Origin of the sequence: Flammeovirga pacifica, from assembly GCF_000807855.2 — a bacterium.
Taxonomy (GTDB): domain Bacteria; phylum Bacteroidota; class Bacteroidia; order Cytophagales; family Flammeovirgaceae; genus Flammeovirga; species Flammeovirga pacifica.
Map to the genome: position 1 here is coordinate 2,655,285 of NZ_JRYR02000001.1, position 25,744 is coordinate 2,681,028.

Below are 25,744 nucleotides of genomic sequence, written 5' to 3' on the forward strand. Positions count from 1 at the left end.
TTATTGAACCTGAGCATGATTTAAAAGGGTGGCGTAAAGTAGGTGAAGATATTACGGAAGTGCTTGAGTGTGAACCCGCACGTTTGTATGTTCGAAGAATCATTAGACCTCGCTACGTCAAAGAACAGGAAAATGGAGATAGTGTATTTAGTCAGTCGGCTTTACCTTCTCATCTGCCTTTCCCTAAATCTATTGCATCAGCAAGTTTAGCCGCTCAGATGATCATCAGTAAATTTGTAGATCACATTCCGATCCATCGCTTCATCAAGCAGTTTGAAAGACAAGATGTCTATCTGAAAAATACAACGCTGATCGATTTACAAAAGAAGGTTGCAGACAAACTAACGCCTTTATTTGAACTATTATCACAGAAAATAAAGAAGAGCAACTACCTTCAAATGGATGAATCTACCATTAAAGTAATGGGAACAGGTAAAAAAGGGAAAGCACACCAAGGCTATATGTGGTATTATTTGGATCCAAAAGAAAAAATTCTTTCCATTCATTATGCCAATGGAAGAGATCGGAAATATCTGAAAGAACACCTTGGAGATTTTAAAGGTTATGCCCAAACCGATGGTTATAAAGGGTATGATTATTTTGAAAACACTACAGCAATTACACATTTAAATTGTTGGGCACACGCACGTCGATACTTTTTTAAGGCCTATAAAGGGGGCTATAAACCCGCTTCCGAAGTAGTTAACCTTATCTCAAAGCTCTATGAATTAGAAAAAACGTTTCAACCAGATACAAAAGCAGAAGAAATTCAATTAGAGAGAGAAAAATATGCTACTCCAATTATTAATAAGCTCTTCCAATGGGCAAAGGAGCAAAAGGTATTACCTAAAACTGATATTGGTGTAGCTATTACTTACTTTCTCAATCATGAAAAAGGATTACGTGAATATCTCAAGAACGGTGAACTTCTCATTGATAATAACCCTATCGAAAATAAAATCCGACCACTTGCAATAGGTCGAAAAAACTATATGTTTGCAGGTAATGAACAAGGTGCTGCACAAATTGCAATGTTTTATTCCTTTTTCGCTACAGCAAAAATGCATGACGTAGAACCCTATCAATGGCTGAAAAATACACTTGAGATTATTGATGATTACCCTATCAATAAACTAGAGGAACTACTGCCTGTTAAATAGTTGGTGTAGACAAGTGCGGGTTTGCCGACTGCTTACCTAAAACAGTCAGAAAAATATTTAGATTCAACAATAGAGGTAATGAATAGTAATCAAAATAAAGCAAAGTATATACTATCAATATCTTTAATTACTTTCTTCTTATTATTTAGCTACTTAATACTAAACCCGGAAGGAGGTTATATTTATGCTATTAAATTAGTAATGGCTCCTATAGTCATAAGTATAATATCATTATTATTATTTATGTACAAATACGAACAACAACAAAAAGGTGCTATTAGTGATCAATTTATTAACCTTGAAAATACAAGCATAAACCCTGGTATGTATGAGAAAAATATATTAATGATGATGTATAAGGAATATGTAGAAAGAGGTAATAAGAATAAATCATTAAATAAAAGTAGAATAAAATATATTACTATCTCTTATTTATCGTTAGCCACATCCTTTATGATAGCAATCTATTATTATATCATTTGTTTTTAAATATTGATCCAAAAAAAAAGCTAAGGTACTCCGGAGAAAACTTTTAGCTCCCATGCAATGAGTTGTGACACCGATGTGTATACACTTAACACAAAAAATATTTTTCTGTGGTCAAATTGTGGCGTGTATATTAAAATTATTACCACAAAATAAATAACGAACTGTTATAAAACTAGTTAGCGTGTTATTTTGTGGGTGTAATTCTGTGGTGTTTTATCTTTTGTGGTGTTTGTGGTCTGTTGTTGACCACAATAGTAGATATAAATAACATTGATCTTTTTATGAGTACATTTATAAGTAAAAAAGAATTTTGCGAGTTGTGTAATATCAAATCAAAACATATAACCACATATATACAAAGAAATAAAATTGAAATGGATGCAAGTGGTTTATTTGATACTGAAAACACAAAAAATTACGCGTTCATTAAAAGAAAAAGTCATAAACAGCCTTATAAAAAAAATGATTCAGAAAAAAACCTAATAGAAGATGAAAGTTTGAAATTAAGAGTCCAGGCACTTGAATTGAAAACCGAAAAATTATTATCATTACTATTAAAACAAAGCAAAAAATGAGTAATATTCTATCAAAAAAAGATTTTGCAAATCAATGTAACATTACATTGGAAGAATTAGAAAAAGCAATTCTTTCAGAAGTTGTTAATATTGAAAACAATAAAATAGATTTTAATGACATAGACAATTTTTCTTTTTATTGTGATTGCAAAGAAAATAAAAATTCTACTAATGTGGATATCTATAAAGAGTTACAAAAAGATGAAGAAGTACAAAAGAAAGTAGAAAAATTACGGTCATCTAATTTAGATTCTTTAGACTTAAAGGATATTGATTTAAAAGGGATACATGATCCTTTAATAGTAGATCTTTATTTAAAATTGGTAAGAGCTGAACTCACCAAAAAACAGGCAAAAATAGCGGAGTTAAAAGAATCTAAGGCTAAAGGTTCAATGCTCCCTAAAGATTTATTTATTGAAATGATTTCTTTACACTTTAATAATTATAGAAATCAAACATACCAATCTGTAAAAACATTGATCAATGATATTTTTGAAGAATTTCAATTAGGCAGGGAAGCAAAATCAAGATATGTAAGCATTGTTGAACAGCGATTAAATAAAGCAAACGAAAAAGCATCTAAAGACTTTTTAAAGTCTTCTGAAATTTTAGTTGAAAATTATAGCCAATCAAATAAATTTTAAATACGGGGAATCTCCCGTATTTAAATCATAAATTTTTACGTACAAAATTGTACATAAATCAAATTTAATTACCTCACTATTTAAATACACGGGATTCCGTGTATTTAAACATAAGTTATCCTACGAGATTATTTTACCATCCAAACCATAGTTATTTCTATTATTACTACAATATTTATACACTATAGCTATACATATAAAAAATAACATAAATTTCATCTATATATAATTTAATATTACTTGAAATAAGGCAATTATTAATAAATTAAAAAGTTCACTAAAAAAGTGAACTTTTTTAGTTACATTTGTGTACAATAAAATGTATAAGGTTGCATGGTTATCGAATTTGAAAAGGATTATTTAAAAGAACTATACGAAAAAGGAGTTGCAAAAAATAAAAAGTATAGGTTTCAAAAAGATATAATTAAAAGGTATGTAAGAACAGTAGACAGATTAAGAGCTGCAAGAAAAATTGAGGATTTATTTCCTATTAATAGTTTAAATTATGAAAAACTAGTAGGAGATAAAGAAGGGTTAGAATCTGTTAGGGTAAATCAAAAATACAGAATAGAATTTATAACATCTATCGAAGGAGAAGAACCCGAATGTATTACAATATGCTCAATTGTTGAATTATCAAACCATTACAAGTAAGACAATGGAAAATCAAAATATAACACCATTTGAAGCTACTCATCCCGGAACATTAATTCAAGATGAATTAGAATTTAGAGAAGATTTAAATCAAACTGAACTAGCTAAATTATTAGATGTAAAACGTTCATTTTTAAATGAATTAATCAAAGGTAAAAGACCTATAACAGCCAAAACAGCTATTTTATTAGAAAAAGTATTTGGTATTAATGCTAAATACTGGCTTGATTTTCAAAGTCAATATGACATTGATCATGCAAGGATTCAAGAAAAAAATATTGCTAAAGTAAAGAATATTGAAATTTGGGATATGATAAAAAACTATATCCCTGAAAAGTTTTTAAAAAAATTAAACCTAATTACCGATAATTTAGAAAAAGACATCAAAACCGTTTTTGACATCTTTGATGTAAATTCTATTGATGATCTTATAAATTCATTTGCTAAAAATAAACTCGTATATTATAAAAAATCGGATGCTTTAAATACTGATGAAAAAAATTTAATTACTTGGCAATGCCTGGCTATTTATCAGGCTAAAAAAATTAAAGTAAAAAAATATGATCCAACAAAAATTAATGAACTAAAAAAAGAACTTAATCGAATATTTTATAAGAACAATGATACCATTAATCAAGTTGAAAAAACATTAAATAAATATGGTATTAAATTTCTCATTCTTGAAAAATTAGAAAAAACTCCAGTCGATGGTATCGCATTTTGGAATAATTCAAATCCTACAATAGCGTTAACTATAAGACATAAAAGGTTAGACAATTTTGCTTTTACAATTATGCATGAGTTAGGACATATTGAATTACATTTAAAAGATAACAAGGATCGAATTATCTATGATAAAAAAAATAATAAGCATACAAAAGAAGAACAAGAAGCTAATAATTATTCAAGAGATAGTTTAATTAATAAAGAATATTGGTCATTCTTCTATAAAGGAAATATCCACTATCAAGACTTTGAAGTGAATAAATTTTCTAAAGAAATTAAAGTTCACCCTTCAATTATTTTGGGGCGTATATGTCATGAATCAGATAATTATAAAAGAAGAACAAAAATTAGTAAGAACATCAATTAATCTTTCTAAGAAAAAAAAATATAAAGCTTTACATTAATTTGTAAGGCTTTTTTTATAACCTAAATCAATACTAAATGAGTACTAAGAATTTACTAAACCTTTACTAAGTGTATGCAATCTCTTTACAACTTCTTTAATAATGGAGTACTAACCCTTTACTAACTCTTTACTAAGTGAGTGCTAAACCAATGCTAACCAAGTACTAAGAGAATGCTAACATAAAGAGAAAGATAAAGTAAAATAGAAAATTAAAACTAAAATGAAATTGTAAATTATTTATAAGAATATTTTGATTTTAAATTTTTAGGTTTTACGTTTGTGTCATCGGGTAGGTATTGCAGTACTTATGATCTCGATTTTTAAAATTTAAAATATTACCATAATGAAGAAATTTGAATCTATCAAGTTGACTATTTGTCAATTTTTCCAATCAATATATCTTAGCTATCCAGCTAATAAAGAACTACAAATTAAAATTGTAGTTAATGACCAGTGTAAAGAAATTTAGAATTTCTAGACATTGGCTTTTTTGTATGTAAAATTCTGTACATACATTCTCCTAGAAAATCATTTTAAATAGTCATTGGCTGTATAAAACAGAAAAGACGGAACTTAGAAAGCCCGCCTTTTCCTACTAAGGATTGCAGTCCTTAGCAGTCACCATAATGACGCAACAAATATAATAACCATAATGAAAGATTACACATTATATCTAATAAATAATGGTATTTCGGGCGATAAGCAATTAATTATAGCCAACTATATTTTAAACTTTAATGATGGACTTATAAGGACATCACAAGAAAGGTTGTCATCATTGATCACTAAAAACACAAATATTGATGTTTCAGTATGGAGTGTTAGAAAGGTCATTTCAAAGTTAAAAGGGTTAAATCTCCTAATTAGAAAAGGGGTAAAAATGATTATTACCAACCTTGAAAAGATTTCTTTTTCTCAAAAAGGACCAGGAACAAAACCAACCCTTCAAAAAGGACCAGGAACAAAACCAACCCTTCAAAAAGAACCAGGAACAAAACCAACCCTTCAAAAAGAACCAGGAATAAAAACCCCTGAAAAAAATCATTCTCATAATGAAGTAAAAAAATATGTTTGGTTAACTATGAATATAAAAAACCAAGAATTATTTACTTCTCTCCTGCCAAGAATTACGGAAAAGGCTAAAAGTGAAAAGCATAAGGAAAGCCTTATAAATATGATAACTAAACACCTTAATAATTTGATTACAGATTGTTACAATTATAAAAAAGGTGAACCAATGGAGAAACAACAAGCATTTGCCAATTATCACATAAGGTTATGTTTAGGTACCTATAAAGAAACGGGTTATTATTCAAATTATATTCTTCCTTTCAGTAATAAGAAAATATATACCCCACCAAAAAAGAAAGATTCAAATAATAATCTTCCACAAGATAGATCTACATCAATAAGTGGACTATTCAATAATTTAACGAACTCCTTTAAATCTGTATAATCATGAGTAACAACCCTATAATAAACCCGTTTGAATTACTTTCTTCCCAATTTTCAAGGATTGAAAGTAAAATTGATTTTTTAGAAAAAGAGATAAACCAATTAAAAAAAATAGGAGATCCGGACAAACAATATTCAATTAAAAAAGCTTGTGAGTTCTTAAATGTAAGCCGTACTACAATTTATCGTTACATGAACGATGAAAACAACCCACTTCCATATAATAGAGTTGGAAGTAAAATAATACTAAAACATAAAGACATTCAGGAGTATTTTAATCTTTAAACTTATTCTAATGGAAAAATTTAATCAAGAATTACAGCAATTCTATACTATTCTTAAAAAGTTTGAATTAGAGAAAGAAAAAGAATTAAAAGAAATTCAAATACATTTTCTCTCCAATATAGATTCAATCGATTTAGGGGACCAGTTAGAAGCTGAAAAACCAATTAAAGATATTTTATGGCATTTAAGAGAAGTCAGTTATAAAATACAATCTCTCCATAAATATTTACCAAGTGATGAAAACTAATAATGAATTATTACAGGAGATATTAACCGAGCTAAAACAAGCTGACTCAAAGCTTGATGAATTATCAAAAAAAGTAAATGAAGTGCATCGGTTAAGCAAAATTTTATTTGAATTAATGTCATTTAAAAACAAATAATACCATGATAAACAATATAGAATCAATTAATCTAAATGTATCATTTTACACAAGAAAACTAAGAAATTATGATAGAAAAGGACTTATATCAATAAATGCAAGAGTAACATTAAATAAAATTAGATCAGGTTTTGCCACTGGTATTATAGTGCATAAAAATCATTGGAATACAAATAGATTCGTAAACTGTCCTAATGCTGACATATTAAATGAGTCACTTTTTCTATGGGAAAATAGAATAAGATCAGTAACAAATAGATTAATTCAAACTAATGAATTTGTAAGTGTTTATGATGTAGTTAATTATTCAAAAGATAATCTTATCAATTTCACAATAGAAAAAATATTAAATGATTATTTCAATAATAGAAAAAATCTTTGGAATAAAGAAAGACAAAACGCAATTCAATGCATGCAAAGAAGGATTCTCAAAATGTTATCAAAAAGAAAAATTATTGATGCAAGAGAATTGACAGTTATAAAGTTGGAAGATTGTTATTTAGATCGTATTTCCAATGGTTCAACCCATAGGGTAATCATGCAAGATATTTCTTATTTAAGAAGAGCTATAGATTATTTTGCAAATAAAAATAGATGTTATTATGTAAAGGTTGGTGAAATTACTATTTCCAGGAAAGTAAAAGATCAAATACATTTTCTTTCTAATAGTCAGTTAAAGAAAATAGAGAATTTAAATCTTATAAGATTAAATAAAAGTAATAATGAAATAACATTAGAAAAATTTTACAAGGCGCAAAAGTGGTTTTTATTTGCTTGTTATACTGGTATGCACTTTAATGAGATTAAAAAATTCAGTTCAAAAAAGCATGTAAAATATAAAAACGGTATTCAATACATTGAAATATTTAGAGATAAAACAAAAAATAAGACAAACAAACCTTGTATTATTCCATTAATACAAAAGGCTAAAGATTTACTAAATTATTTTGATGGAAATCATATCAATGATTTTTACAGTTCTACTAATATTAGATATTATACTTTAAAAATTGGAGAAGAATTAAACTTAGATTTTAAATTAACTCATAAAATAGGGAGAAAAACTTTTGGAACATTAATGTTACTAAGAGGAATGAGTGTTGAGAGTGTAAGTAAAATGTTAGGTCACTCGGAAATTAATACAACACAACGTTTTTATGCTACTGTATTAGAAGAAAGAATATTCAATGAATTTGAAAAATTAAGTATCTAAAAAAATAATCATGAATAATATTAAAAATATACCTCACATTGTTCTAATTATAATTAGTATTTCATATTCTATGTATGTAGTTACTCATTATTTAAACAGTCAATTACCCTTTGTATTTGCTTGTATTGGTGCTGTAATACTTTCTATCCTATCACACTATTATATTTCAATAGGAGTAAAAGAAATGACCAATTTTAAGACCTTAACAAGTTCTTTTGTTATCGGTGGCGTTTTGGTTTCTTCAATCTTCTTTTGTGAGTTTAAAGGGGTTGAAATTGTTACCCATGAAACCATGGTAAATACTTCAAAGGTTGAAAGTATAAGTAATCAACTGGGAGTATTCAGGACTCAATTAGGAGAGGTTTCTTTAAAAAGAGATTGGAGAAGTATTGAGCAAAAAAGAACCATTGAAAAACAGATCAAAGATTTAGGTGTAGTTCTGCATGAGGAAAAAGAAAAAGTAAATCAAGCAACCTTAAAAGCTTCTGAAAGATCAAATGAATTTAGATTCTTTTCTATTGTATTGGTAGCACTTTCAATGCTTGCGAGTTCTTGTATTTCCAACGGTTTAGAAACTGTTAGCGAAACTGTTAGTAAAACGGTTAAACAAGCAAAACTAAACGAATTTGAAGCATTAGCGAAACCGTTAGATAAACCGTTTAACCTTTTAGACTCCACCGAAAGAATACGGTTAGCATCTGATTATATCAGAACAACAAATGAAGCTCCTCACAATGTATTAATGAAAAAATTTAAACTTTCTCCAAAACAAGTTAAAGAAGCTAAGATACTGGCAGGGTATACACTTAAAGAAGAAGGACAGAAAGTAATAGGTTTTTAATGTGGCATTATGAAACATATTAAAGAGTCAAAAATAAAAGCATACTAAATAAAGTACTAACAAAAACACAAAACCCCTTTTTAAGTTAATTAAAAAGGGGTTTTTAGTAGCCCCACCGGGAATCGAACCCAGATCTCAAGCGCCGGAAGCTTACGTACTAATCCGTTGTACTATGGAGCCATAATTTTAGATTTTGCGAATATACCATTTGTAGGACAATCTATCAACCTCAAAATTTTCTATTTACGAATAAAAACAAGTATTTTTAAATTGTAAAACTTATTATTGTGCTTTTTAGGAAGGTCGATAAGCAATACTTCAACATGCTTAGCCTTCACTATTACTATAATAATTTCTTATTATACAATCATTCTATTCGCTCGAAACTTAATTCATGCGCTTCGTCATACAACGATACTCTTTTATACTATTATTTCTACTTTCTTCTTCTGCTGTTTTTGGACAATGGATGAATGCTGAGGTAAACAAAGACGTCTACCTTAGGGACTATGCCGACCAAAATGGTCGTGTTATCATGTCTATGGAAAAAGGAAGGGGAGTATTGGCACTTCCCATTGGAGATGAAGCCTATATTAGAATATGGGATTATTCTACTGGAAAAAGGGGGTATGCATATCGAAGCTTTATCAATTTACAAGATACCTTGATGAAAGCCGACTTGAAGGAACTTTCTAATGCAGGAACGCTACCAAGAGGTGGAACTACTTTACATATCGAAAATGAACATCCGCAAAATATAAATGTAGAAATTGATCAGATCCCTTATTATCTACAGCCTTATCAAGAAATAACTTTAAGAATAAAAAAAGGTAAACATGGTCTTTGGATTAGCCGTGATGGAGCCTACCCTTTTTGGGGAAATATTGAATTAGCAGATTCTGCTGAATACGTTTTTAAAATCGGTTCTGTAGATGAAACTCTAACCGCCGATTTATCACCAATTATTACTACTCAGGATACCATCCGAATGGAATATCACCATGTGGATACGGTAGATGTGACACCTAAAGTGAAAATTGACACTGCAAAAATTGTAGAAAATAAGCACCCTCAAGACTTAGAAAGAGCGAAATCTAAAGTTGGACTTCGTGGCTTCGTTCAGTTAAATGGTATTTTTGATTTTAATGGAATGTCAGATGTAGATCGATTTATTCCTGTTGAAATTCCTGTGGGAGACATGAGGAATACTACTGATAGAGGGTTTTATTTGGGAGCAAGACAATCTAGAATTGGTTTTTCATCTCGAATAAAAGCTAAAACGGGTTACCTTAATTTATATGTAGAAGGTGATTTTGCCGGTGGTAATACCAACGAAATGTTTTTTCGATTAAGACAAGCATATGCCGATTATGGGTATTTTACTGTTGGACAAACATGGTCTACTTTTTCTGATTTAGAAGCCACTCCACTTACAGTGGATAGAGAAGGACCTAACAGTTCTGTTTTAATACGGCAAGGTATGATCCGATTTGAAAAGAAAGTGGGCGAAAGTGATAATGAATTTGCTGTTGCTGTAGAAACACCAACTATTGGTTTTTCTGATTCTGTAGCCATCGATCAAAGACAGCCTGTTCCTGATGTTATATCGAGATATAAACTTAAAACAGAAGATGGACACGTTCAAATAGCAGGACTTTTTAGAGTACTTTCTTACAATAACACCTCTAATTCTATTACTCATACTGTGGGGTATGGAGTGAATATTAGTGGAAAGAAAAACTTAGGTAGTGATGACAATATTCTTTTCTATCAAGGAATCTATGGAAAAGGCATCAGTCGTTATGTAAGAAGTTTTAGGAATCACAATTTTGATGCATTCGAAAGCCCTACTGGAGAAATATTTATCCCACATACAGCCGGAGGCTATCTCTCAATAGAACATCATTGGTCTGAAAAAATATTTAGTAACATTACTTGCGGTATCACTTGGTTGCAAACTGCCGAGTGGCAAGCAGAAGACAGCTACCAATCAAGTTATTATGGTTCTTTTAATAGTTATTGGTTTGCTTTTGATAGAATGCAACTTGGGTTGGGCTACATCTATGGTGTCAGAAGAAACAAGAATAATGAAAGTGGTTACGCTTCTCGATTACAAATGTATATCAGATATGATATTTAGAATAAGTAAATGCTAAAGAAAATTAGGGAAATCTAAGACAGAGTAAGGGATTGAAGTTAGAAAACTCACATAATAAATCAATAATAAATTATCTAGTCAATAGTACTAAGAATTTTGGCTCGCTTCTACTCAAAGAAGGGACTAAACTTCTACTTCCTAATTCCTATCTGCTAACGCTTACTTCTTTCAATAAATGTTTGATTCTCCTTTTCTTTTCCCTCTTTCTATCCAACTTTGCCTCTGCACAATGGATGCGGACAGATGTTGATAGAGTGACTTATTTAAGAAGTGGAGGAAATTACAATAGTCCTATTCTCATGAGAATTGAACCTGGTAGAGACATTCTTACTTTACCGTTGGATTCTACGTCTCAGTATGTGAGAGCTTGGGATTACCTTTCGGGTAAACGAGGGTATATCGCAAGAAAGGATATTCAAATTGTGGATATACTTGTAAAAGGTATTCTGAAAGCAGACACTACAGATCATAATTCTTCTCGAGAAGAAGCCATACTTAGGGTAGAAAACGAGGCTGCTTTGCCGTTAATAGTAGAAATCGATAATCATGCATATGATTTAAGAGCCTATGAATCTATCAAATTAAATCTAAAACCAGGTAATCATGGCTTTTGGTCTACAACAGACGGTGCTTTCCCTTTTTGGGGTGAATTAAGACTTCCCGCACATTCTGAAAACATATTACAAATAGATATACAAGACAGTGTTATCATTGCACAAATAGAACCTGTAGTACATCAAAGAGATACAGTAGTTTTAGAGCAACATCATAACGAAGTTGTTAGTTTTAAAGAAATTGTAAAAGTCGATACGACAAAAATTGTAGAGCAATACCATCCACAAGATATTGCACAAGCTTCTACTCTAGTGGGTATTCGTGGCTATGTAAAGATGAATGCGTTGGTTGATTTTAATGGGTTAACCGCTACAGGAGGATTTGCTCCTTACAATATCACGGTGGGTGAAGGTAATAATCAAGTCGGCTATCATATGGATGCGAGGCAATCAAGAATTGCTTGGTCTTCTAGAATTGAAACCGATGAAGGGTTTATCCGATTTTATGTAGAAAGTGATTTTGCCGGAGGTGGAACGGGAATCAATAATTTCCGATTAAGACATGCCTACGTGAGTTATGGTTATCTTACCGTAGGACAAACTTGGACCACTTTTAACGATTTAGCCACCACTCCACTTACAGTAGATAACGAAGGTCCTAGTAGTGGTTCTTCTACCCGACAAGGACTTATTCGATATGAAAAGAAAATAGCCAATACAGAAAATGAATTTGGTTTTAGTATTGAAACCCCTACCAAAGCATTTACTGATTCTATAGCCATAGACCGTCGTCAGTTTATACCTGATTTTGCTGGTAGGTATAAATGGGTAAAAAACAATTTACAACTTCAAGCGGCTAGTTTACTTCGATTTATTTCTAGTTATGATGTCACAGAAACTGTCGTCACAGATGTAGGTTATGGCGTTATGTTAAGCGGTTTATTCGATATAAATATTGATGATACCAGAAACCATATCTATGTTCAAGCAATTGGAGGAAAAGGAATAACTAGATATATATCTGCTTTTTCAAGGTATCAATTAGATGCTGTTCCTAACCCTGAAGGCGACTTGTATATTCCTTATACTGTTGGTGGGTACATCGCTTTAGAGCACTATTTAAAAAAGAACCTTTTTATCAACTTTGTGAGTGGTTTTTCTTGGATTGACAATGCTGAATTTCAACCTGGAGATACCTTCGAAAGAAGCTACTATACAAGTTTAAATCTCTTTTGGTTTCCTTTTGATAGAATGAGAATCGGTTCTAGTATTGTACATGGAGAGCGTTTCAATAAAGATCAACAAAGAGGAAGTGCCCAACGTTTACAAATGTATATTAGATATGATATCTAATCTTTTGTGTATTAAATTAGAGGCAAATATCCATATGACTGTATGATTAGAGTTCGCACGGCATTCACCTTACTATTTAGTGTTATCATTATCGCACTAATTATCACTACTTCTGTTTTTCTAAAATTACTTGATAATAGAAAAAGCTTTGGTAGGATGCAGTTTATTAAATATTCCAAATTACAAATTAGCCAACAGATTGAAGAGAGAAACAATAAACTTTCTTTTCTCTACAGCCAATACCTTATCCACCGAGATTCTTCATGGATTCATCAATATAAAATAGTACAAAAAACTCCATATATTTCTTCTGTCGATTATCATAAATATGCCATAAAAGATACTGTATTTAATTGGATGCCTGAGGAAAAGGAATTACTTCACCAAGCTCAAATACATACTCAAAACATGAGAAAAATTGAAGCGAAATGGATGAACAAACCACTCCCTCAATTATCTTCAGATTCTTTAAAAACAATTAATAAGGGCTATATTGTACATAAAAAAAAGCTCTATGCTACTTTAAAATCTTTTGATCAATTTGTCGAAATTAATTCTATTGAAAAGTGGAATATTAGCTTAAAAGAAGGATTATTTTATTTCTACCTTTCTTTAGGTCTATTATTATCGGTGCTTCTTTTCTCTATTCTCTCATTTATCTTGATACTGAGAAGGGTAAGAAAACAAGAAAAATTAGACCTAGAATTAGAAAAAAGTGATGAGCGTTTTCAATTAGCTATAAAAGGTACAAAATCCATCATTTGGGATTTCAATGCTCACAATAAAACATTGAAGTGGTTACCCAAAGGAAAATCATTTTTAAAGTTTCCTTTTGATACGATTGGTAATGATATTGAGTTCATTAAGAAACAAATCCATAAAGATGATTTACAGTTACTCGAGGAAGTAATACAACAACAAAAGGAAACAAGAGGGCACATTGCTTTTGATGCCCGTTTCTATGATAAAGAAGGAGAATTAAGATGGCTAAGATGTCAAGGTTTACCTGTATTTGATCCTACTTCTACTTTACTAAAACGAATTGTTGGAACATTTACTGATATCACTGATCGATTAAAACAAGATGAAAAAGTAGTCAATGCTGTATTGGAAACAGAAGACAAAGAAAGAAGTCGAATTGCAAGAGATATTCATGATAGTTTACAACAAACTATGGGAACTGCACTTCTTCATTTCGAAAAAGTGAGACTTCATTTACCCTCTTTAGAACCCACCATTGATAATCACTTTCAACAAGGGTATTCCTTACTTAAAAAATCCATTCAAGAAAGCCGATCATTAGCTCATAACCTAATGCCTAAAGTAGTAGAAGAAAACGGTGTAGTCCCTGCCATTCAATCTTTAGTTACTGCTTTACAAGGATCGACATCTACCAAAATAGCTTTTTTTGAAAACCTCGGAGAGGATAGATTAAAGTTGAGTACAGAAATAAGTTTATATCGTATTGTTCAAGAAAGTATTAATAATATGATCAAACATGCTAAAGCAGAAAAATGTACTATTCAATTATTAAAATATCCCGATATGATTGTCTTAACTATCGAAGATGATGGCATTGGATTTGAGACTTCTGTTACCGAGAATTCTTTTGGATTAAATAGTCTAAAAACACGAGCATCTGCCATAGGTGCTTACCTACAAGTATCATCAACAGTAAATAAAGGGACTGAAATTTTCTTAGAATTAGGTTTATAATATGAGTACGACAATAAGAATTGCATTAGTAGACGATCATAAAATGGTAAGAGAAGGTTTAAAATCTTTTCTTGATAAGGATACTTTTTCTATTGTTGGAGAAGCAAGTAATGGACAAGAAGCACTAACTATGCTAGAAAGTCTACCAATTGATGTATTGGTAACAGACATCACAATGCCTGAAATGGATGGGATTACCCTTTGCAAAAAAGTAACGGAACTTTATCCAACTGTCTCCACTCTTGCTCTTACCATGATGAACGAGGGACATAATATTAAGAAGATGCTTTCGGCTGGGGCAAAAGGATATATTTTAAAAGATTGTACTCAAGAAGAACTAAGAACGGCACTGATTAAAGTAAACGAAGGAGAAAACTATTATTCTTCGGAAGTTACAAAAACTATCATGCAAGGGTTAACTGCTCAACCTTCCCCAAAACAAAGAGTCACTTCTGAAATTCCATTAACCAATCGTGAAACCGAAATTCTTCATCTTATTTGTAAAGAATTTACCAATACAGAAATAGCCGAAGAACTGTTTATATCTACAAGAACTGTAGAAACTCATAAAAGAAATTTACTCGAAAAAACAGGTGTAAAGAACATTGCAGGGCTTGTTTTATATGCCATTGAACGCAAATTATTCAACGATTTATAAGTCTACGTGTTTCACGTAATTTTTCATGTTCCGTTTTTCACAGAGTTAATCCTCCTCCCCTCTCTCTACATTTGTAATATCAAAAGGAGGTTATCTCCACTTTAATAATCATAATAAAAAGAGGATGAAAAATTTTAAGAATATGTTACTAATTATCGCATTAATCACATCGCTATTTTCTATGAACTCATGTGATACTGAAAATGAAGTGGGTCCAGCGGACGATGAAAAACCAGAACATCCCGTTACCGATCCTATACCTTCTCCATGGTAGATTAAAACCAATACTTATTATCATTTTCAAATGTCCCTAGAACAATGTTTTAGGGGCGATATTCTAAAAATCTGACTCAAAAAGATAAAAGATGAATATTGAATTACAATACGTCTTTATTACCTATAATCATTAGAACTAATTCCATGAAAAAAATTCTTCACATTTTGTTGCTACTTTTTGTAGGAACTAATTGTTATGCCGATAAAAAACCAAACATCGTCGTGATCATGACAGACGACGTTGCTCCCCAAGACTTGTCCATTTATCATAGAGGTTTAGGAGCAGTGAATACACCAAATATCGATCAAATTGGTGAAGACGGTATGATGTTAACAGACTATTATGCTCACCCAAGTTGTACTGCAGGAAGGTCAGCATTTTTAACAGGTCAATATCCTGTTAGAACAGGTTTAACATCAGTAGGACAACCAGGATCTAAAGTGGGGTTACAATTCGAAGATGTAACCATTGCTGAGTTATTAAAAGACAAAGGATATTCGACGGGACATTTTGGTAAAAGTCACCTTGGAGACCGAAACGAACACCTACCAACGGTACATGGATTCGATGAATTTTATGGTTTTCTATATCATTTAAATATGATGGATATGCCAGAACAAGCCGAATTCCCAAAAGATAAAAACTTTGTAGGAAGACCACGAAATGTTATCTACAGTAAAGCAACAGAAAGAGACGATAAAACCATAGATCCTCGTTGGGGAAAAGTAGGTAAACAAGTTATTGAAGATAAAGGAGAGTTAGGTAAAATTCGTCAAGAAACATTTGATGATGAAGTATTAGCCTATTCTCAAGAATGGATCACGGATAAAAGCAAAGACAAAGACCCTTTCTTCTTGTTTTTTAATCCCTCAAGAATGCATCAAGAAATCTATGTAAGTGAGAAGTGGAAAGGTAAAAGTGGGCATAGTACTTATGCAGACGGGTTACTTCATTTAGATTATTTAGTAGGAGAACTATTATCAACTTTAGAAGAAATTGGAGAAGCAGATAATACCATTGTTCTATTTACTTCAGATAATGGAGTTAATTTATCGCATTGGCCAAGTAGCGGTACGGCATCATTTAGAGGGGAAAAAGGAACCACTTGGGAAGGAGGATATAGAGTACCTATGTTGGTAAAATGGCCTAAGCATATTCCTGCTGGCGAGTGGACTGGAGAACTATTTACGTCAGAAGATTGGGTGCCTACATTAATGGCTGCTATTGGCGAAGAAAACATTAAAGAAGAATTAAAAGAAGGCAAAAGGGTTTATCAAAAAGAATATAAAGTACACATTGATGGTTACAACCAATTGGGTATGCTCACACAAGGTGATAAATCCAATAGAAGGGAGTTCTTTTACTATGCCGAAAATGAGTTACAAGCCATTAGAGTAGATCATTGGAAAATCTATTTAGCTATTAAAGATGAATGGATAAAGGACTCAGAAAAATTACCAGGAGGTATGATTGTTAATTTAAAACTTGATCCTTTTGAAAAATCTATTGATACACCAGGTCATTTCTTATGGATGAAAGAAAAAACTTGGGTATTACCTACTATCGCGGCTCCATTAAAAGACTTTGCAGAAAGTATGAAAGCCTTTCCTACTAGACAAAAAGGTACAGGCATTGGAGCTTCAGCAATCATGAATCAATTAAGCAAATAAGTATTTGATTTTTATTAACAGGGTTAGTTAGAGCGCTAAACTTTGGTTTTGTTTTAGATTATTAGCCAAGGTGTAAAGACCGTTTGATTTTATCATTCGGTCTTTTTTTATAAGATGATGGAAAAACGTTTTGCCATTTGCTTCATCTTCTCCTCAGGCACATCATGTACAGAAGTACTTCCATGTCTATTTTCAACTATCAAAGTATTTATTTGATATTCATTTTGATATGCTAAATCAAAATAAGGCTGCATTTCACCTTCTGTTGTGAAAGTGTTGGAAACAACAATCAGTTCTTGTCTTCTGCTCATGCACATTTTTGTCATTTCTAAACAAGACTTGTGAGCGTAATCAAGTTTTCGCACATTAAACTCATATTCTCCAAGGTCGTTCACCATAAAATCATCGGCTTCTATAGAGCCTCCTAACGACTTTGCGATTGTTGATTTACCTGATCCCGGTAATCCTCTAAGTAATAGTAACCTACACATAACTAAAAAATAACATTTAAAACTTATTTATTAAGTATATATCATTTAACTTTAAAATACTAACCGAGTATTTAAGCAGTTGTACTATTGTTACAAATTTACCTGCTTATTAATTTATATAACTATTACTTGATCCGTAAATGGTACACTTACAGCACATCACTTTCAACAAATTGAGTATTATTCAAAAGGCAGAAATCGTACAATATTTCTCCGACCTTTTAAGTACTATCCAAAAGTTCGGTAAAAAAATTGAACTGTATAATTATGATGGTACATACATACAAGTTTTTTATAAAAGTAATAAACTACATGACAACGAAATAGAATCCATAATGGAATACGATCGTTTGTTACCCTTCTGTCCTATGATAGATTGGAAAAAGTATTTAAAATAAAAAAGACTGCCCTATCGTATAGAACAGTCTCTCATTATTTTTTTAACTCTACTTATTTTTTAGCGACAAGTTCAGCAATTTTGATAATTACATTCGTTGCTGCTTCCATCGTAGGAACAGGTACATATTCATAACGTGCGTGCATATTATGACCGCCTGCAAAAATGTTCGGGCAAGGTAATCCTTTAAAAGAAAGTTGAGCACCATCAGTACCACCACGAATAGCTTTTACATCAGGTTCAATATTCAATTCTTTCATCGCTTCCAAGGCAAAATCTACAATATGCATATTAGGAGCTACCTTCTCCTTCATATTATAATACTGATCTACCATTTCTAGCTTTACACGGTTTTCACCATAATCACTTTGGAATGTTTTTACTAAAGCTTCGATGTGTGATTTTCTGCTAAGAAATAAATCGTGATCATGATCTCTAATAATGTATTGCAATTTAGTTTCCTCAACAGAACCATTCATTGTCAACAAGTGAAAGAAACCTTCGTATTTTTCGGTTGTTTCAGGTGTTTCATTATCAGGAAACTTTGAGGCAAATTTAGCGGCAATATTCATTGAGTTCACCATTTTACCTTTTGCAGTACCTGGGTGTACATTTTGACCTACAAAAGTGATTTCTGCATAAGCCGCATTAAAGTTTTCGTATTCAAACTCTCCCATAGGGCCACCGTCCATTGTGTAAGCCCATTCTGCACCAAACTTTTCTACATCAAATAAGTTGGCTCCTTTTCCTACTTCCTCGTCAGGAGTAAAACCTACCTTAATTTCACCGTGCTTAATCTCAGGATGCTTGATCAAATAATCCATTGCTTCCATGATTTCTGCTACACCTGCTTTATCATCAGCACCCAATAAAGTTGTACCATCAGTAGTAACGATAGTTTGCCCTTTATACGCTTTGATTTCAGGAAATTCTTCTGTGGATAAAACTATATTTTTTTCCTTGTTAAGGACGATATCTTCGCCATTATAATTTTCCCAAACCTGAGGTTTAACATCTTTACCTGTTAAATCGGGAGTGGTATCTACATGGGCTACAAAACCGATAGTGGGTACTTTTTTATCAATATTAGAAGGTAAAGTGGCCATAACGTAGCAATTGTCATCAATGCTGACGTCTTTCATTCCCATTTCTTCTAATTCACTTACTAATAATTTAGCTAAATCAAATTGTTTTTTAGTACTAGGTATTTGCTCTATGCCTGGAACTGATTCGGTATCAATTTTTACATAGCGTAAAAATCTTTCTAATAAGTTTTCCATTTATGTTATATGTATATGATTTTAATTGTAGTTAATAATATATCAAATATACAATTATATCGCTTGAATATCATTTTCCTTTTGATAGATAATTAAATACTCTATATGTATTGAAGATTACTGTTTGATTATAAGTAGTTGACGATAAATAAGTAAAAAAGTTTAATTAATTCGATGATATATGTGAATAAATCTTGGGACTAGCATCTTTTTTGTAAATTGCAAACTGAAAATTTTTCAACAATTAGAAAACACACACCATGAAACTGCTGGAAGGCAAAAACGTATTGATCACAGGAGCGTCTAAAGGTATTGGACGTTCAATCGCAATTCGTTGCGCGGAGCATGGCGCAAATATAGGATTCACTTATCTTTCAAGTGTTGAGAAGGGTGAGGCACTAGTAGCTGAATTAGAGGCTTACGGTATAAAAGCTAAAGGTTACCGTTCTGATGCATCAGATTTATCGGCTGCCGAGCAACTTATCGCAGACTTCACTACTGATTTTGATTCTTTAGACGGATTAATCAATAATGCAGGAATCACAAAAGATTCTTTATTAATGAGAATGTCAGAAGAACAATTTGATGACGTAATACGTGTCAACTTAAAATCTGTATTCAATTTAACTAAAGCTTCGACAAGAACTTTCTTGAAACAACGTAGCGGATCTATTGTTAACATGAGTTCTGTTGTTGGTGTATATGGTAACGCTGGACAAGCAAATTACGCAGCATCAAAAGCAGGGATTCTAGGTTTTACTCAATCAGTAGCTAAAGAATTAGCGGGTAGAGGTGTTCGTTGTAACGCTGTTGCTCCTGGTTTTATCGAAACTGAAATGACAGAAACTTTAGATCAAAAAGTGAAAGACGTTTGGTTGGCTGATATTCCAATGAAACGTGGTGGTAGACCTGAAGAAGTTGCAGATCTTTGTATCTTCTTAATCTCTGACATGTCAACTTACATCACTGCTCAAACTCTTGAGATTCACGGTGGTATGAAGAGCTAATTAAACTACTTAATTAGTAAAATATATTGGGCTTCTCATTTTTATGGGAAGCCTCTTTTTTTAAGTAATAAATAATAAGTAATAGCTAATAATTCACTTTACTAGCTATTACTTATTTTTCCTTATAAACAAAAAACCTAGGCAGATCAAACTACCTAGGTACTCGCGATTTGGTGAGCGTGAGTTTTAGTATTAGCTCTTTTTGGGAAGAGAGAGCTAAATTAAAGTTTATGTTTAATTAGTTACAAGTCTCGCAATCATCAACATATACTACTTCATCTGCTACATTTTCAGCAGTGTAAGCAGAAACTGTCAATTTATTATCAAGTACATTGTTGATAGTTACATCGTTTACGATATCAAAACCTACTTTAGCATTTATGATTTTTACGTTTGTGAAGTGACCTTTAGCTCCTTCACGAACTCTAATTGCTTTAGTTTCGCCATCAATACCTGTAATAGTTACATTGTTAACTCTAGCTTCTGTATAAGGTTCTGCAGAGTTATTTCTACTGTTATTATCAATTTCAAATCCTTTATCATAAGGTCTTGAAGCATCTTGAATCACCCAAAGGTTTGTCAAAGTACCTTTATAACCATGTGCCCAATCAAAAGAATCATCTTCACAACCTACAGAAACTAAATCTGTACCGTTTACTGTACCACCAAACCACTCAAGGCCATCATCTGTACCTTTGAAAGCTTGTAAGTAAGATAATTCTGTTTTCGAACCCACTGCAGAAAAAGTAAATGCATTGTGCTCAGACTCATCGTTAAATTTATAACCAGAGAATTCTACTCTTACATATTTTAAAACACCAGAATCATCATCAGATACTGTACCACCGTACTTTACGCTAGAATCAATTTCTGGAGATGCTTCTCCTTTGCTATCACCATTGTTAATTGGTGCTCTACCATTAATTAAAAGACCACCCCATTGTTTTGGTTCTTTTACAGTAGATGTAAATACAATCATATTATCTGCAGTACCTTCAGCCATAATTTTAGCATCTTGAAGTACCATTAAATATGAATCTGTTGATAATGCTTCAATTACAGTACCTGCTGCAATTGTCAATACTTTATTAGCAGGAACTTTAACTGCTCCAGAGATAGATACATTACCAGACCAACTTAATTGATCATCACTTAATTCGCCTGCAGTAAGTTCTAAATCAAAACCTCCGTTTACAGAAGTTCCTTCGTAATCTAAACCTTTTGCCCATGCAGGGAAATCGCCAGCACCAGTAGCAGCACCGTTAGAAACAATTTTACCAGCTAATAATGCTTCATCTTCCAATCGAAGGTCATCACCAGGGTTAACACCAGTAGAATCACCAGGATTTAAATCTACAATGGGTCCTTTTGCGTCATTTGTGTCACATGAAGTGAAAGAAAGTCCAGCAAGAAGAGCTAAAGCTGCAAATCGTAATTGCTTTTTCATGATTAATTGTTGTAATTTGTTTTTGAAAATTTGAATTTGAAAAGAGTGAGCAGAATTTTATTCTAATCGCTCTTTTCTTTTTTTATTTAGAAAGTGTATTTGAAACCTAGTTTAGCGTCTACTCCTCGTTTATAAGTATCCACCACACCAGTAGTTCCATTTACAAATTCTTGTTCTAGAGTGATACTTGGGTTTAAGATATTTTTGATAGTCAAGTCCAAGCTAATTTTCTCTCCAATTTTATTTTTGAAGATGAAGTTTAAAGTACCGTACGATCTTTCGTAAATATCGCCTGCACCTTGTGAACCTGCTGCAACAATTCTATCACCAAACGTATTGTAAGTTACTGTAAATACAGATTGAACATTTTGAGAGAAGATATTAGCTTCGTGAGATAAATTAGCATTAACCATATAAGGTGATGCTCCAAACATTTCTCTCTTTTCATTAGTAAATAATCCATCCGTTCCTGATAAATCAGTTTGAGATGCTAATAAAGTTGCGTTCAATCCAACATTTGATCTGCTTAACCAGTTACCGCCTGATTGGAATACATTGCCTAAATTCTTATTGATTTCCATCTCCACACCTGCTACTTGAGATACTCCTGCATTCACATAAGAGAATTCTGTAATTGCTGATGCTCTTGTTACTAATTCAATTGTGTTTTCAATTTGCTTAGCAAATACACCTACTGAGAATAACTCGCCAGCATTAGGGAAGATTTCATATTTTAAATCAAAGTTATATACCTCTGAATTGTTCAAGTCTGGGTTACCAACGATTTTCTGACCATTTGCAAATGTGAAACGGAAAGGAATCAATTCTGACATCATTGGTCTAATTAATGTCTTCGAAGCCGCTAATCTGATGTTTGATTTCTCAGTTAACGAGTACTTAAGGCTTAATGATGGCAATAAGTTTTCTGAGTTTTTCTCGTTAACAATATCAGCTACATTTGGATCCGTAGTGTTTTCCGGCTTGTAGGTTACTTGTTGATGACCAATTTCGTAACGAGCTCCTATGTTTGCTTTTAATTTGTTTGGAACAATGTCTACACTATAATCAGCATAGAATGCATTTACTCCCATTTGAGCATTAAACTTTGTATCATATCTTACAATTGGGTCATAAGAAAGAACGCCGTCTTCAAAATGCTTATCAAGATCTGGTTGAGGATTATCAATATCTACTCTTGGTCTAGGACCAGAAACTACCATTGAAGACATCCACCATTCGAAATCTCTATCTTTACTAAATCCATTGTAACCTAAAGAGATGTTATGTCTGAAATTACCGTTATCATCTGCATTACCAAGACCATATTGTAAGCCTAATCTAGAAGATAATGTTCTTTCGCTCATGTCAGACCAGAATCTATGTGAGTCGTCTGGAGAGTTTGTAAATACTTTACCAGTAAATTTACCATCAGTGTTGTCAATTTCATCATAAGTAATTTGACGTCTGTCTGGCTCTTGGCTACGTGACATTGAAATACCTGCACCCCAAGTAACTTTCAATCTGTCATTGTCCATAAATTTATGATCACCAATTAATTGATGAATGTTGACCATATTTTGACGGTATGTATTTCTTTCTTTAAATACTGGTGCCTCTTTATTATTTTTCTCCTCGTGTTTACCTTGAAGATCTAATACCGAGTTTTCAGACTCATTGATAATGATGTTATTGAATGAGATTGTATTCTTATTGTTTATTTTAAAGAATGCATTACCCATTAAAGTAGTGTTAGTGCTATAGATATACTCTTTAGAAGCATAGCTATTGATTGTTGTACCTTGTGCTCTGTAAGTATTTTTTACACCTTCTTCAATTCTATAATCATTACCGAAAGATGCTGCTGCAATAAATCCAAACTGAGATTCGCTTCCTACGTCATATAAATTACCACCAGAGATTTTACCATTTAAATTTGGTCCTGCTGTAATGTATGATGGAGAGAAAGAGTTGTTATAAGAATCAGGAACTTCTCTGTTTAACATTTCGTCTGGCAAAGCTCTACCATTACCTGTGAAACCAAAGAATTCAGCATCACCATCTTGGAAAGTTTTAAAGCTACTACCTGTTGCAATAGAGTTAACACCTGTACTTAATCCAATGTTAAAGAAACCCTCTTCAGGATAATCTTTTGTTACGATATCAACCGTTGCTCCGGCAAAATCACCATAAATAGATGGAGAGAATGTTTTATTGATATCAATATTTCTTACTAGATCTGAAGAAAACAGACCTAAATCGATTACTTTTTTACCAGGATCTGTAGATGGAACTACTAATCCATTCACAAAGGCATTGTTGTATCTATCTCCTAAACCTCTAACAAAAAGACCTTGTCCTTCTACTTTAGATACACCAGTAATGTTAGCTACTGCATCCTCCGCATCTGAAATACCTTTCACTGACATCTCTTCTGCTCCAATTGCTTGGATCATTACATCAGCTTTTTGTCTTTCTACCATTAAAGCTCCTGAAGATTCTGTGTTGGCTTTACCAACAATTACAACAGCCTCTAATTCTTTAGCATCCACAGCTAAAGTCAAATCTATTACAGTTTCTTCCCCAGCTGTAATAGTTATTGGTTGAGTTGTTTTTTTGTATCCAATAAAAGACGCTACTAGATTGTATGTCCCTGCCTCGGCAGCAAATTGGAAATTACCAAATACATCTGATGATGCACCTGTTGTTGTTCCTTCTAGAGAAACACTTGCTCCGATTACCTCTTCTCCGGTATCGGCATCTTTAACAGTACCTTTAACGATTCCCTTTTGCGCAAAAGTAGCTGCTGCAGTTAATAAGATGATAGCGAACGAAATGAAATATTTGTTCATTTTAAAATTTAATTCTTTACTAAAACGTGTTACCAAATCACAGTTGCAAATGTATGTGCCGTTTGTGTTGTATGATTATCCAAATCTTAAACTTGTTGTTAATTAAATCAGGGGTAAGATGAACTGAATGTTACGTTCTTTTGTGAAATTCTGTTATAAACAGAATTTACTTGACCGATAAATTGTATTTTTTTTGCGATTACATACTTTTGAGTAAAGATTTTAAACATATCATACTAATGTTAAGAAATAGCCAACTTCAAATTTTTCTAATTATTCTTGGATTTTTTATTTGTGGATGTGAAACCAGTAAAAATGATAAGTTTCAGAAACAAGACTACGTCAAGAAAAAGGTTGAAAAACGAAAAATGCCTAAACTTGATGACACTAATGCCATGAAGGAATTGAAATGGTATGGTGAAGAAAACAGAGATTCTGTTGTTTTAATCTCCACTAGACTAGGTGATATTAAAATCAAATTATACAATGATACTTGGAGACATCGTTCTTCATTTATTATGTTGACAAAAAGAGGCTACTTTAATGAATCTCAGTTTTACAGAGTAGTACCCCAATTTATCGCCCAAGGTGGCGACTCTGATGAACCTGATTTCAGAATAAAAAAACGATCTTTTGGTAAGTGGCACCTTCCTAACGAAATCTATCCTAGAAAACACATTCATAAAAGAGGTGCTGTATCTGCTGCAAGAGAATATAAAAACAACCCCAAAAGAGAATCAACTCCTTTTGATTTCTTTATTGTACAAGGAGATAAAGTAACAGATAACGATCTAGCTTTTTCGGAACAAGAAAATGGTCTTGACTACACTGATGCGCAAAAACGTATTTATAAAAAAATAGGTGGTACCCCTCACCTCGATGGAATGCATACTGTTTTTGGCGAGGTAATCGAAGGTATGGATGTAGTTGATAAAATATCTAAGGAAAAAACAGAAGGAGAATGGCCTTTAGAAATTGTTACAATACAAGCCAAGACGGTAACTAAATAAAAGTATTGAAACAGTAATTAATTGAATGAAGAGTGATAAAGTAGGT

Annotated in this window: 23 protein-coding genes and 1 tRNA gene; 19 read left to right on the forward strand and 5 right to left on the reverse strand. The window is 32.1% G+C overall.

Annotation, left to right across the window (positions count from 1 at the left end; genetic code table 11):
- The 10 genes from tnpC to NH26_RS10395 all read left to right on the forward strand — a co-directional run.
- Window positions 1–1,160, forward strand: a 1,160-nt coding sequence (gene tnpC / locus NH26_RS10345; protein ID WP_084812133.1) for an IS66 family transposase, incomplete at its 5' end; no start/stop codon positions are given.
- Between the two features lie 78 nt (window positions 1,161–1,238).
- Window positions 1,239–1,649 carry a hypothetical protein gene (locus tag NH26_RS10350; protein WP_139262990.1) on the forward strand — a complete coding sequence of 137 codons (411 nt, stop codon included), beginning with the start codon at window positions 1,239–1,241 and terminating at the stop codon, window positions 1,647–1,649.
- A gap of 571 nt (window positions 1,650–2,220) precedes the next feature.
- Window positions 2,221–2,868, forward strand: coding sequence for a hypothetical protein (locus NH26_RS10360; RefSeq protein ID WP_044222626.1), 648 nt, complete (start codon window positions 2,221–2,223; stop codon window positions 2,866–2,868).
- A 333-nt stretch (window positions 2,869–3,201) separates the two neighbouring features.
- Complete coding sequence (locus tag NH26_RS10365; protein WP_044222630.1) at window positions 3,202–3,522, forward strand: type II toxin-antitoxin system RelE/ParE family toxin; 321 nt, start codon at window positions 3,202–3,204, stop codon at window positions 3,520–3,522.
- A 4-nt stretch (window positions 3,523–3,526) separates the two neighbouring features.
- Window positions 3,527–4,615, forward strand: coding sequence for a HigA family addiction module antitoxin (locus NH26_RS10370; RefSeq protein WP_044222633.1), 1,089 nt, complete (start codon window positions 3,527–3,529; stop codon window positions 4,613–4,615).
- Window positions 4,616–5,306: 691 nt separating this feature from the next.
- The gene (locus NH26_RS25430) at window positions 5,307–6,110 is read left to right on the forward strand and encodes a hypothetical protein (RefSeq protein WP_044222636.1); all 804 of its coding nucleotides are present in this window, start codon (window positions 5,307–5,309) and stop codon (window positions 6,108–6,110) included.
- A 2-nt stretch (window positions 6,111–6,112) separates the two neighbouring features.
- Window positions 6,113–6,394 carry a helix-turn-helix domain-containing protein gene (locus tag NH26_RS10380; RefSeq protein WP_044222639.1) on the forward strand — a complete coding sequence of 94 codons (282 nt, stop codon included), beginning with the start codon at window positions 6,113–6,115 and terminating at the stop codon, window positions 6,392–6,394.
- A gap of 10 nt (window positions 6,395–6,404) precedes the next feature.
- Window positions 6,405–6,641 (forward strand): hypothetical protein, encoded by a 237-nt coding sequence (locus NH26_RS10385; protein WP_044222641.1) that lies wholly within the window; start codon window positions 6,405–6,407, stop codon window positions 6,639–6,641.
- A 140-nt stretch (window positions 6,642–6,781) separates the two neighbouring features.
- Window positions 6,782–7,990, forward strand: a complete 1,209-nt coding sequence (locus tag NH26_RS10390) for a site-specific integrase (RefSeq protein WP_044222644.1) — start codon at window positions 6,782–6,784, stop codon at window positions 7,988–7,990.
- A 10-nt stretch (window positions 7,991–8,000) separates the two neighbouring features.
- On the forward strand, window positions 8,001–8,831 hold the full coding sequence (locus tag NH26_RS10395) for a hypothetical protein (RefSeq protein WP_139262992.1): 831 nt from the start codon (window positions 8,001–8,003) through the stop codon (window positions 8,829–8,831).
- 107 nt (window positions 8,832–8,938) lie between these two features.
- Here NH26_RS10395 and NH26_RS10400 read toward each other — a convergent pair.
- Window positions 8,939–9,011: transfer RNA gene (locus NH26_RS10400), tRNA-Arg, on the reverse strand.
- 214 nt (window positions 9,012–9,225) lie between these two features.
- On the opposite strand from NH26_RS10400, the gene NH26_RS10405 reads away from it, so the two are divergent.
- From NH26_RS10405 to NH26_RS10425, 6 genes are all read left to right on the forward strand, one after another.
- Window positions 9,226–10,971 carry a DcaP family trimeric outer membrane transporter gene (locus NH26_RS10405; RefSeq protein WP_139262994.1) on the forward strand — a complete coding sequence of 582 codons (1,746 nt, stop codon included), beginning with the start codon at window positions 9,226–9,228 and terminating at the stop codon, window positions 10,969–10,971.
- Window positions 10,972–11,168: 197 nt separating this feature from the next.
- Complete coding sequence (locus tag NH26_RS10410; protein ID WP_139262996.1) at window positions 11,169–12,896, forward strand: DcaP family trimeric outer membrane transporter; 1,728 nt, start codon at window positions 11,169–11,171, stop codon at window positions 12,894–12,896.
- A gap of 42 nt (window positions 12,897–12,938) precedes the next feature.
- A complete protein-coding gene (locus NH26_RS10415; RefSeq protein ID WP_044222667.1) occupies window positions 12,939–14,612 on the forward strand; it encodes a PAS domain-containing sensor histidine kinase in 1,674 nt (557 codons plus the stop codon).
- Window position 14,613: 1 nt separating this feature from the next.
- Window positions 14,614–15,270, forward strand: a complete 657-nt coding sequence (locus NH26_RS10420) for a response regulator transcription factor (protein WP_044222670.1) — start codon at window positions 14,614–14,616, stop codon at window positions 15,268–15,270.
- 124 nt (window positions 15,271–15,394) lie between these two features.
- Window positions 15,395–15,544, forward strand: coding sequence for a hypothetical protein (locus NH26_RS25435; RefSeq protein WP_158021925.1), 150 nt, complete (start codon window positions 15,395–15,397; stop codon window positions 15,542–15,544).
- Window positions 15,545–15,690: 146 nt separating this feature from the next.
- The gene (locus NH26_RS10425; protein ID WP_139262998.1) at window positions 15,691–17,217 is read left to right on the forward strand and encodes an arylsulfatase; all 1,527 of its coding nucleotides are present in this window, start codon (window positions 15,691–15,693) and stop codon (window positions 17,215–17,217) included.
- A 107-nt stretch (window positions 17,218–17,324) separates the two neighbouring features.
- Here NH26_RS10425 and NH26_RS10430 read toward each other — a convergent pair whose 3' ends face one another.
- Complete coding sequence (locus NH26_RS10430) at window positions 17,325–17,708, reverse strand: AAA family ATPase (protein WP_044222672.1); 384 nt, start codon at window positions 17,706–17,708, stop codon at window positions 17,325–17,327.
- 140 nt (window positions 17,709–17,848) lie between these two features.
- On the opposite strand from NH26_RS10430, the gene NH26_RS10435 reads away from it, so the two are divergent.
- Entirely contained in the window at window positions 17,849–18,106 is a 258-nt protein-coding gene (locus tag NH26_RS10435) for a hypothetical protein (protein WP_044222675.1), read from the forward strand.
- A 52-nt stretch (window positions 18,107–18,158) separates the two neighbouring features.
- Here the strand turns inward: NH26_RS10435 and pepT are convergent, their stop codons facing one another.
- Window positions 18,159–19,385 (reverse strand): peptidase T, encoded by a 1,227-nt coding sequence (gene pepT / locus NH26_RS10440; protein ID WP_044222678.1) that lies wholly within the window; start codon window positions 19,383–19,385, stop codon window positions 18,159–18,161.
- A 260-nt stretch (window positions 19,386–19,645) separates the two neighbouring features.
- Here pepT and fabG point away from each other — a divergent pair, with 260 nt between their 5' ends.
- Window positions 19,646–20,392 carry a 3-oxoacyl-[acyl-carrier-protein] reductase gene (gene fabG / locus NH26_RS10445; RefSeq protein WP_044222680.1) on the forward strand — a complete coding sequence of 249 codons (747 nt, stop codon included), beginning with the start codon at window positions 19,646–19,648 and terminating at the stop codon, window positions 20,390–20,392.
- A gap of 238 nt (window positions 20,393–20,630) precedes the next feature.
- Here the strand turns inward: fabG and NH26_RS10450 are convergent, their stop codons facing one another.
- A complete protein-coding gene (locus NH26_RS10450; RefSeq protein WP_052431962.1) occupies window positions 20,631–21,839 on the reverse strand; it encodes a hypothetical protein in 1,209 nt (402 codons plus the stop codon).
- A gap of 86 nt (window positions 21,840–21,925) precedes the next feature.
- On the reverse strand, window positions 21,926–24,688 hold the full coding sequence (locus NH26_RS10455) for a TonB-dependent receptor (RefSeq protein ID WP_044222683.1): 2,763 nt from the start codon (window positions 24,686–24,688) through the stop codon (window positions 21,926–21,928).
- A 239-nt stretch (window positions 24,689–24,927) separates the two neighbouring features.
- Here NH26_RS10455 and NH26_RS10460 point away from each other — a divergent pair, with 239 nt between their 5' ends.
- A complete protein-coding gene (locus NH26_RS10460) occupies window positions 24,928–25,698 on the forward strand; it encodes a peptidylprolyl isomerase (protein WP_052431963.1) in 771 nt (256 codons plus the stop codon).
- Window positions 25,699–25,744: the final 46 nt, after the last annotated feature.

Bases quoted from the DNA above. Each gene is read 5' to 3' on its own strand.
- NH26_RS10350 (WP_139262990.1), top strand. From the start codon at position 1,239: ATGAATAGTAATCAAAATAAAGCAAAGTATATACTATCAATATCTTTA.
- NH26_RS10360 (WP_044222626.1), top strand. From the start codon at position 2,221: ATGAGTAATATTCTATCAAAAAAAGATTTTGCAAATCAATGTAACATT.
- NH26_RS10365 (WP_044222630.1), top strand. From the start codon at position 3,202: ATGGTTATCGAATTTGAAAAGGATTATTTAAAAGAACTATACGAAAAA.
- NH26_RS10370 (WP_044222633.1), top strand. From the start codon at position 3,527: ATGGAAAATCAAAATATAACACCATTTGAAGCTACTCATCCCGGAACA.
- NH26_RS25430 (WP_044222636.1), top strand. From the start codon at position 5,307: ATGAAAGATTACACATTATATCTAATAAATAATGGTATTTCGGGCGAT.
- NH26_RS10380 (WP_044222639.1), top strand. From the start codon at position 6,113: ATGAGTAACAACCCTATAATAAACCCGTTTGAATTACTTTCTTCCCAA.
- NH26_RS10385 (WP_044222641.1), top strand. From the start codon at position 6,405: ATGGAAAAATTTAATCAAGAATTACAGCAATTCTATACTATTCTTAAA.
- NH26_RS10390 (WP_044222644.1), top strand. From the start codon at position 6,782: ATGATAAACAATATAGAATCAATTAATCTAAATGTATCATTTTACACA.
- NH26_RS10395 (WP_139262992.1), top strand. From the start codon at position 8,001: ATGAATAATATTAAAAATATACCTCACATTGTTCTAATTATAATTAGT.
- NH26_RS10405 (WP_139262994.1), top strand. From the start codon at position 9,226: ATGCGCTTCGTCATACAACGATACTCTTTTATACTATTATTTCTACTT.
- NH26_RS10415 (WP_044222667.1), top strand. From the start codon at position 12,939: ATGATTAGAGTTCGCACGGCATTCACCTTACTATTTAGTGTTATCATT.
- NH26_RS10420 (WP_044222670.1), top strand. From the start codon at position 14,614: ATGAGTACGACAATAAGAATTGCATTAGTAGACGATCATAAAATGGTA.
- NH26_RS25435 (WP_158021925.1), top strand. From the start codon at position 15,395: ATGAAAAATTTTAAGAATATGTTACTAATTATCGCATTAATCACATCG.
- NH26_RS10425 (WP_139262998.1), top strand. From the start codon at position 15,691: ATGAAAAAAATTCTTCACATTTTGTTGCTACTTTTTGTAGGAACTAAT.
- NH26_RS10430 (WP_044222672.1), bottom strand. From the start codon at position 17,708: ATGTGTAGGTTACTATTACTTAGAGGATTACCGGGATCAGGTAAATCA.
- NH26_RS10435 (WP_044222675.1), top strand. From the start codon at position 17,849: ATGGTACACTTACAGCACATCACTTTCAACAAATTGAGTATTATTCAA.
- pepT (WP_044222678.1), bottom strand. From the start codon at position 19,385: ATGGAAAACTTATTAGAAAGATTTTTACGCTATGTAAAAATTGATACC.
- fabG (WP_044222680.1), top strand. From the start codon at position 19,646: ATGAAACTGCTGGAAGGCAAAAACGTATTGATCACAGGAGCGTCTAAA.
- NH26_RS10450 (WP_052431962.1), bottom strand. From the start codon at position 21,839: ATGAAAAAGCAATTACGATTTGCAGCTTTAGCTCTTCTTGCTGGACTT.
- NH26_RS10455 (WP_044222683.1), bottom strand. From the start codon at position 24,688: ATGAACAAATATTTCATTTCGTTCGCTATCATCTTATTAACTGCAGCA.
- NH26_RS10460 (WP_052431963.1), top strand. From the start codon at position 24,928: ATGTTAAGAAATAGCCAACTTCAAATTTTTCTAATTATTCTTGGATTT.